Here is a 655-nt window from a genome sequence, read left to right as displayed (position 1 = left end):
GCTGTTCTAGCGGCTTTCCATGGGTACTTATCGGCTCAAACATGTCTGGTTGGCTAAAAGACGCTGGCTTGACCCTTTCCGCAATCGGCTATTTTGGTAGTGTCTTTGCGGTCTATGCGATCAACTTTCTGTGGGCTCCCTTGGTCGACCGAGTGAAGTTACCGCTGTTGTATCCTCTGCTTGGACAAAGACGCAGTTGGATCTTTTTCTGTCAAAGCATTGTGCTGGTTGCCACACTATTCATTGCAGGGGTCAATCCTGCGGAAAATCTCATTTTCGCCTCTCTGCTCGCCTTGTGTATTGCAACGGCATCGGCAACACAAGACATCGCCATCGACGCTTTCCGAATTGATACTTTTCCAAAATCGGAAGAATCTAAGTTGCCACAAGCTTCGGCTATGGCAGTCATCGGATGGTGGACAGGCTACTCATTGCCAGGATACTTGGCGTTTGTTAACGCCGATACTATCGGCTGGAACGGTGTGTATTACGGTATGGCAGCCGTTGTTGTGGTACTCATGGTGTTCACTTTGTTAGTGGGCGAGCCAGTCACACAACGTGAAAAGCTCCAATCCGAAGCGGAACAAAGACACAAAGAAGTCGTCGGTTCAAAACTTGTGGCGTGGTTTACGGTCACCGTTGTTGAGCCTTTCCT

General features: G+C 49.3%; 1 protein-coding gene. It reads left to right on the top strand.

Going from position 1 to position 655, the window contains the following annotated elements; genetic code table 11:
* Nucleotides 1–655: MFS transporter (locus R7Q46_RS27685; protein ID WP_318078354.1), on the top strand; the 655-nt coding region annotated here is incomplete at both ends.

This window comes from Vibrio sp. 811 (assembly GCF_033339195.1).
The sequence above is the reverse complement of the archived record's forward strand: the minus strand, read 5'-3'. Positions and strand labels throughout refer to the sequence as shown.